The organism is Arsenophonus endosymbiont of Bemisia tabaci Q2, assembly GCF_902713415.1.
In the GTDB taxonomy this organism is placed as follows: domain Bacteria; phylum Pseudomonadota; class Gammaproteobacteria; order Enterobacterales; family Enterobacteriaceae; genus Arsenophonus.
Map to the genome: position 1 here is coordinate 1 of NZ_CACTIE010000191.1, position 6,286 is coordinate 6,286.

Below are 6,286 nucleotides of genomic sequence, written 5' to 3' on the forward strand. Positions count from 1 at the left end.
AGCGTCTTAATTTTGATTACAAAATATATGTTTTTCTCCAATATAAATTTACTGATATAGAGTAATTACTTGTAATCATTTTAAAGTCGCCTAGCTATATAAGCGTAATATAAAATAAACATATGCAGAGGTTAAAGACTCTGCTTATTTTTTTGTGAAAAAGTTAATCATATCGGCTATCAAGGACGCTTTTCACGACGGTGAACTTGAAATTTTCAAGTTATATCCCCATATGAGTTTCATAACCATTCAACCTAATAAAATTATTCTAAAATTGAGGCTATTTAATGAGTATGAAAGGACAAGAAACTCTTGGATTTCAATCAGAAGTAAAACAGTTATTGCAATTGATGATCCATTCTCTTTATTCCAATAAAGAAATCTTTCTACGCGAGCTGATTTCAAACACATCTGATGCAGCGGATAAATTACGTTTTAAAGCACTATCACAATCTGATCTTTATGAAAATGACGGTGATTTAAGAGTTAGAATTGCTATTGATAAAGATAAAAAAACTTTAACAATTAGTGATAACGGCATTGGCATGACGCGCGAAGAGGTTATTGATAATTTAGGGACGATTGCTAAATCTGGTACCAAGGCTTTTTTACAGTCTTTAGGTAACGAACAAGCGAAAGATAGCCTATTAATCGGTCAGTTTGGTGTTGGTTTCTATTCAGCTTTTATTGTTGCAGATAAAGTTACAGTGCGTACTCGGGCAGCGGGCGTAGCCGTCGATAAAGGGGTTTTCTGGCAATCTCAGGGTGAGGGTGAATATACCATTGCTGATATTGAAAAAGCAGAGCGTGGGACTGAAATTACCTTACATTTACGTGAAGATCAAACGGAATTCTTAGATAACTGGCGTTTACGTTCAGTGATCAGCAAATATTCAGATCATATTGCCCTGCCAGTCGAAATTGAAGCTAAGAACGAAGAAGATGATACTGTTATTTGGGAAAGAATTAATAAAGCCCAGGCCCTATGGACACGTAACAAAAACGATATTACGGCTGAAGAATATAAAGAGTTTTATAAGCATGTTTTCCATGATTATGTAAATCCTTTAATATGGAGTCATAATCGGGTAGAGGGTAAACAAGAATATACCAGCCTACTTTATATACCTACTAAAGCGCCTTTTGATTTATGGAATCGTGATAATAAACATGGTTTAAAGCTTTATGTTCATCGTGTTTTTATTATGGATGAAGCAGAGCAATTTATCCCAAATTACTTACGTTTTGTCCGTGGGTTAGTTGACTCCAATGACTTACCATTAAATGTTTCGCGCGAAATTTTACAAGGTAGTGATATCACCCGTAGTTTGCGCAGTGCATTAACCAAACGCTCATTGCAAATGTTGGAAAAATTAGCAAAAAGTGAAGCTGAACAGTATCAACAATTCTGGCAGGAATTTGGATTAGTGCTTAAAGAGGGACCTGCGGAAGATACAACTAATAAAGAAGCGATTACTAAATTATTACGCTTTGCATCAACGCATAATGAGAGTAATTTACAGAATGTTTCTTTAGAAGATTATGTTAGTCGTATGATTGAAGGGCAGGAAAAGATCTATTACATTACTGCAGATAGTTATGCCGCTGCGAAAAATAGCCCGCATTTAGAATTATTTCGTAAAAAAGGGATTGAAGTTTTATTATTATCTGATCGGATTGATGAGTGGATGGTGAACTATTTGCCAGAGTTTGAAGGAAAATCCTTTCAATCTGTTAGTAAGACAGATGAGTCACTAGAAAAACTGGCTGATGAAAATAAGAAAGAGCAAGAAGAGACAGATAAAAAACTGGAGCCTTTCGTTGAGCGGGTAAAAAAATTATTAGGCGAACGGGTGAAGGAAGTGAAGTTAACACACCGTTTAATAGACACGCCGGCAATCGTGACGACCGATTCGAATAATATGAGTACTCAGATGGCAAAACTTTTTGCTGCGGTGGGTCAATCAGCGCCCGAAGTAAAATATAATTTTGAACTTAATCCTGAACATCGATTAGTTAAAAAAGCGACAGAGCTAACTGATGATGGCTTATTTTCTGAGTGGATAGAGGTATTATTAGATCAGGCGTTGTTTGTTGAACAAGGTAGCCTAGAAGATCCTAATCAATTTATTCGCCGTATAAATAAGTTACTTTTGGGCTAAAATTTATTTAATTAACTAAGTTGTTCATAAAACCACGTTTTAGTTATTTTAAGACGTGGTTTCTTTTTTAACGATAATAATTTGATTTTTAATGGTTATCTGTTTTCTGGAGTTATAGGTATGCCTAATGATAAAGTAACTTTTCTTTCAAATTATAAAAATGAAATAGGAAGGGGTTTACGCAATGCGTATTATTTTGCTCGGCGCGCCAGGCGCAGGTAAGGGGACTCAGGCACAATTCATCATGGAAAAGTATGGTATTCCAAAAATTTCTAGCGGTGATATGCTACGTGCTGCCGTAAAAGCGGGTTCAGAGTTGGGTTTACAAGCGAAAGAATTAATGGATAATGGTAAGCTTGTTGCTGATGAATTAGTTATTGCTTTAGTTAAACAGCGTATAGCCCAGGATAATTTCCGAAACGGTTTCTTACTAGATGGATTTCCTCGCACTCTCACACAAGCAGACGCAATGAAAAATACGGGTATTGCGGTGGATTATGTGTTGGAGTTTAATGTACCCGATGAAATTATTGTTGAACGCATTGTTGGTCGTCGAGTTCATACCCCTTCGGGGCGTGTTTATCATATTAAATTTAACCCACCGAAAATAGCAAAAAGAGATGATATTACCGGTGAAGAATTAAGTATTCGCAAAGATGATCAAGAAGAAACGGTCCGCAAGCGATTAGTGGAGTATCATCAGTTAACTGAGCCTTTAATTGCTTATTATCGTCAAGAAGCTGCTGCTGGTCATACTAAGTACTTTAAATTGGATGGTACCCGTAAGGTTACTGAAGTGAGTGAAGAGCTGGCTAACATTTTAGGTTAGTTTTTAGTTGATAAAATAGGCATCCAATTTGGCTGCCTATTTTTATTTATGGCTAATTAGTGGAGATAAAAATATTTAATAAGTTATGATAAAGTTATAAATAATTAGCGATAAATAAAATGGAGCCAAGTGGCATGAGCATTAAGAAGTATGGTGTTTTATTAGTTAATTTAGGGACGCCTGATGCACCAACGCCTACAGCAGTGAAACGTTTTTTGGCAGAATTTCTTAGTGATGTAAGAGTTATTGATATTTCGAGGATAATTTGGAAGCCGTTATTACATTTGATTATTTTACCAATACGCTCGCCAAGAGTAGCTAAATTATATCGGTCAATTTGGACCGAAGCTGATTCCCCATTTCTAAATTATAGTTTGAAACAGCAGGCTGCGCTGGCAAAACAACTGCCGAATATTCCTGTGGAATTAGGTATGAGTTATGGTTCGCCGGCTATTGCCGAAGCAATTGATAAACTATTAATTCAGCAGGTTGAAAATATTATTGTGTTACCGCTTTATCCACAATATTCTGGTTCAACCACAGCGGCAGTTTTTGATGCGATTAGCCGAGCGTTAAAAAAATATCGAACGATACCCGGTCTTAACTTTATTCGTAGTTATGCTGCTCACCCTTCTTATATTGATGCATTAAAAAAGTCGGTGGAATTAAGTTTTGAACGGTATGGTAAACCAGAGAGATTATTGCTTTCTTATCATGGTATTCCTAAACGGTACGCAGAAACAGGTGATATTTATCCTCAGGAATGCGAACTGACAACCCGTTTACTCAGTGAATTAATTAATTTCCCTGCTGATAAAATCATCATGACTTATCAGTCACGTTTTGGCCGTGAGCCTTGGCTTACACCATATACAGATATTACTTTAAAAAGGTTGGCAAACCATGGAATAAAACATGTTCAGCTGTTGTGCCCAGGTTTTTCGGTGGACTGTTTGGAAACTCTAGAAGAGATTGCTGAGCAGAATAAAAAATTATTTTATGCTGCTGGTGGCGAAAAATATCATTATATACCTGCGCTTAATGCCTCTGACAGTCATATTATGTTAATGGCTGAATTAATCACAGATTTAGCTATTATTTAAATGGAAATCTAGCTAAAACTAAAAGTTATTTTAATTATTGTAATGCTATTACATATTTAAATTTATCGCTATAACAAATTGTTTTAAATGATTAATTTTAATTAATTCTTATAAAAATCTATATTGAATCCAGTAATATCAATTATTTTTTGTATAAAATATTAAATAATTTTTATGAAATTTAGTCTGTTTTAAGCAATTTTTTATTATTTACTTTTATATTTAAGAATAATTAGTATTTGGTTAAATTTTATTTTATTATTTTAGTATGCTAATTAGTTGAAATATAGTGATTGCAAAAATAAAAACATTATTGATAAATATGAGTTATTTGTTTCATTAAGGTTGGCAATATAGAATATAATGACTAAACTTATCTAGTTCGATGATAATTATTTGATTATTTAGTTATTCAAGCCTGTGTAATATAAAAGTAAGTAGATGAATATTTATAATTATTTATTAACAAGATAACTGTTAGAAGCTATAAACTATGAAAAATAAACCATTATTAGATTCGACTACAGAACTCGACCCCTTTTTTTATTCTGCCGATACGAAACAAGATGATGAAATTGATTTATTTGAACTTTTTTCTATTCTTTATCAATCTAAATTGTTGATTGCGATTTTTTGTTGCCTTATTGTCCGCAGCCGCTTCTTGTTGGTCGTTATTTTTACCACAAAAATGGGCAAGCAAAGCCATGATTGTTCAACTTACCGCTCAAGAAACGTTTAAGCTGAATGAGTTCCTTAGTCATGGATGTTGAAATAAATATCGGTGCTAAGCAAGTTTATGCAAAATTTCTTGATGCTTATCGCTCTCAGTTGTTACAGGAAAATTTTCTGAAAAGTAGTGACTATTTTCAGCAGTTAGTTAAATCAACAGAGTCACAATCCTTAGAGAGAGAACAACAGCTTTTACGTGATATTATAAATAATATTACTGTTGGTGACGTCACTTTTAGTAAAAATGCAAATAATTTCAATGTAGATGATATTACGCAGCCGATAGAAGCAAGCAAGCGTAGAGTTTTCTGCGGAAACTGCTCAAGATGCCCAGAATTTATTGTCTGGTTATCTGCGTTATGTTGCCTCGAATATACGGCAGGAAATTAAAGCCGAGTTAAATAAAAAAATAGCTCAACAAATTGTTTATACTAAAGGTAAATATGTTATTAAGTTGACGGCTTTAAAAAATGCTAATCGGGTTGCGGTTCAGCGGCTGAAGAATTCGTTAACAATAGCTCAATCTGTTGGAGTTAAAAAACCGGTTTCAACTACTCATAACTTTATTCAAGATGATTTAGATTATCCTATTGCATTAGGTTCTGAAGCTTTAGCTAAAAAGTTAGCTATTATTGAACAGAATAATGATCAGCTACCATTAGATCTTGAACTTTTAAATAGCCAACAATATATCCAACAATTACAGTCGTTAAAGAATAAAAATATTTGGTTCCAGCCGGTGAAATATATACAAAAGCCAACTTTACCGCTTGCTAAACAGGCACCCAAGCAAATGTATATGGTTATATTAGCTGGACTAGCCGGTTTAATTTTGGGTTGTGTTTATGTTTTATTACGTCATATGATAAATAGCCGCAACCAAGAAGTCTGATAAGATAATTTTATATAAGCTGCAGGTAATTTTTCTGCTGCTCAATAATGTTAGTTATGTTAGGCTTGCTCCTTTTTGTTATTACTAATCTACCTATTATGAAATTACCCGGTCAACGTAAGTCCAAGCACTATTTTCCTGTTAGTCTTGGAGATCCCTTATTATCCAATCAAGAGTTAATCAATAGTGACAGTGATCATGCATATATAGTTGGTATAGATCAAACTTTGGTTGATATTGAAGCAAAAGTTGATGATAATTTTATTGAGCGCGTTATCAACTCAGCCAGGGCCACTCACTCGTTATTAAAGAGACTACTTCTGAAGAACTTTATCCGTGAGTTAACGGAGCGCAATCTTATTAGTCATGAATTTGCTGCTGGCACAATAGGGAATATAGCTGGGCGACTTTAAAATGATTACAAGTAATTACTCTATATCATTAGATTTATATTGGAGAAAAACATATATTTTTGTAATCAAAATTAAGACGCTTAGCTATAGAGCCAAAAGGATCGACTACGCGTCAGCGAAAAATCGATAAATCCGAGTTGATAAAAGATGTTGAACAA

7 protein-coding genes and 1 pseudogene are annotated in these 6,286 nt (G+C 34.1%); all 8 read left to right on the top strand.

Annotated elements, in window-relative coordinates:
- The first annotated feature begins 287 nt into the window (after window positions 1–287).
- The 8 genes and pseudogenes from htpG (at window position 288) to ARSQ2_RS13840 (ending at window position 6,258) form a co-directional block, all read left to right on the top strand.
- Window positions 288–2,162: a molecular chaperone HtpG gene (htpG, locus tag ARSQ2_RS09610; protein ID WP_181995167.1), complete on the top strand. Its 1,875-nt coding sequence runs from the start codon at window positions 288–290 to the stop codon at window positions 2,160–2,162.
- Window positions 2,163–2,346: 184 nt separating this feature from the next.
- Window positions 2,347–2,991, top strand: coding sequence for an adenylate kinase (gene adk, locus ARSQ2_RS09615; protein WP_181995168.1), 645 nt, complete (start codon window positions 2,347–2,349; stop codon window positions 2,989–2,991).
- Between the two features lie 134 nt (window positions 2,992–3,125).
- On the top strand, window positions 3,126–4,094 hold the full coding sequence (gene hemH / locus ARSQ2_RS09620; RefSeq protein ID WP_181995169.1) for a ferrochelatase: 969 nt from the start codon (window positions 3,126–3,128) through the stop codon (window positions 4,092–4,094).
- A gap of 493 nt (window positions 4,095–4,587) precedes the next feature.
- Window positions 4,588–4,833, top strand: coding sequence for a hypothetical protein (locus ARSQ2_RS09625; RefSeq protein ID WP_181995170.1), 246 nt, complete (start codon window positions 4,588–4,590; stop codon window positions 4,831–4,833).
- A gap of 20 nt (window positions 4,834–4,853) precedes the next feature.
- Window positions 4,854–5,213 carry a hypothetical protein gene (locus ARSQ2_RS09630; RefSeq protein ID WP_181995171.1) on the top strand — a complete coding sequence of 120 codons (360 nt, stop codon included), beginning with the start codon at window positions 4,854–4,856 and terminating at the stop codon, window positions 5,211–5,213.
- A complete protein-coding gene (locus ARSQ2_RS09635) occupies window positions 5,164–5,715 on the top strand; it encodes a hypothetical protein (protein WP_181995172.1) in 552 nt (183 codons plus the stop codon). Before ARSQ2_RS09630 ends, ARSQ2_RS09635 begins: the two co-directional genes overlap by 50 nt.
- Window positions 5,716–5,813: 98 nt before the next feature.
- Window positions 5,814–6,110, top strand: a pseudogene (locus ARSQ2_RS09640) (inosine/guanosine kinase); the annotation flags it as partial.
- Between the two features lie 19 nt (window positions 6,111–6,129).
- Window positions 6,130–6,258 (top strand): hypothetical protein, encoded by a 129-nt coding sequence (locus ARSQ2_RS13840; protein ID WP_255487681.1) that lies wholly within the window; start codon window positions 6,130–6,132, stop codon window positions 6,256–6,258.
- Window positions 6,259–6,286: the final 28 nt, after the last annotated feature.

Coding starts and splice junctions, on each gene's coding strand:
- htpG (WP_181995167.1), top strand. CDS start 288: ATGAGTATGAAAGGACAAGAAACTCTTGGATTTCAATCAGAAGTAAAA.
- adk (WP_181995168.1), top strand. CDS start 2,347: ATGCGTATTATTTTGCTCGGCGCGCCAGGCGCAGGTAAGGGGACTCAG.
- hemH (WP_181995169.1), top strand. CDS start 3,126: ATGAGCATTAAGAAGTATGGTGTTTTATTAGTTAATTTAGGGACGCCT.
- ARSQ2_RS09625 (WP_181995170.1), top strand. CDS start 4,588: ATGAAAAATAAACCATTATTAGATTCGACTACAGAACTCGACCCCTTT.
- ARSQ2_RS09630 (WP_181995171.1), top strand. CDS start 4,854: ATGGATGTTGAAATAAATATCGGTGCTAAGCAAGTTTATGCAAAATTT.
- ARSQ2_RS13840 (WP_255487681.1), top strand. CDS start 6,130: ATGATTACAAGTAATTACTCTATATCATTAGATTTATATTGGAGAAAA.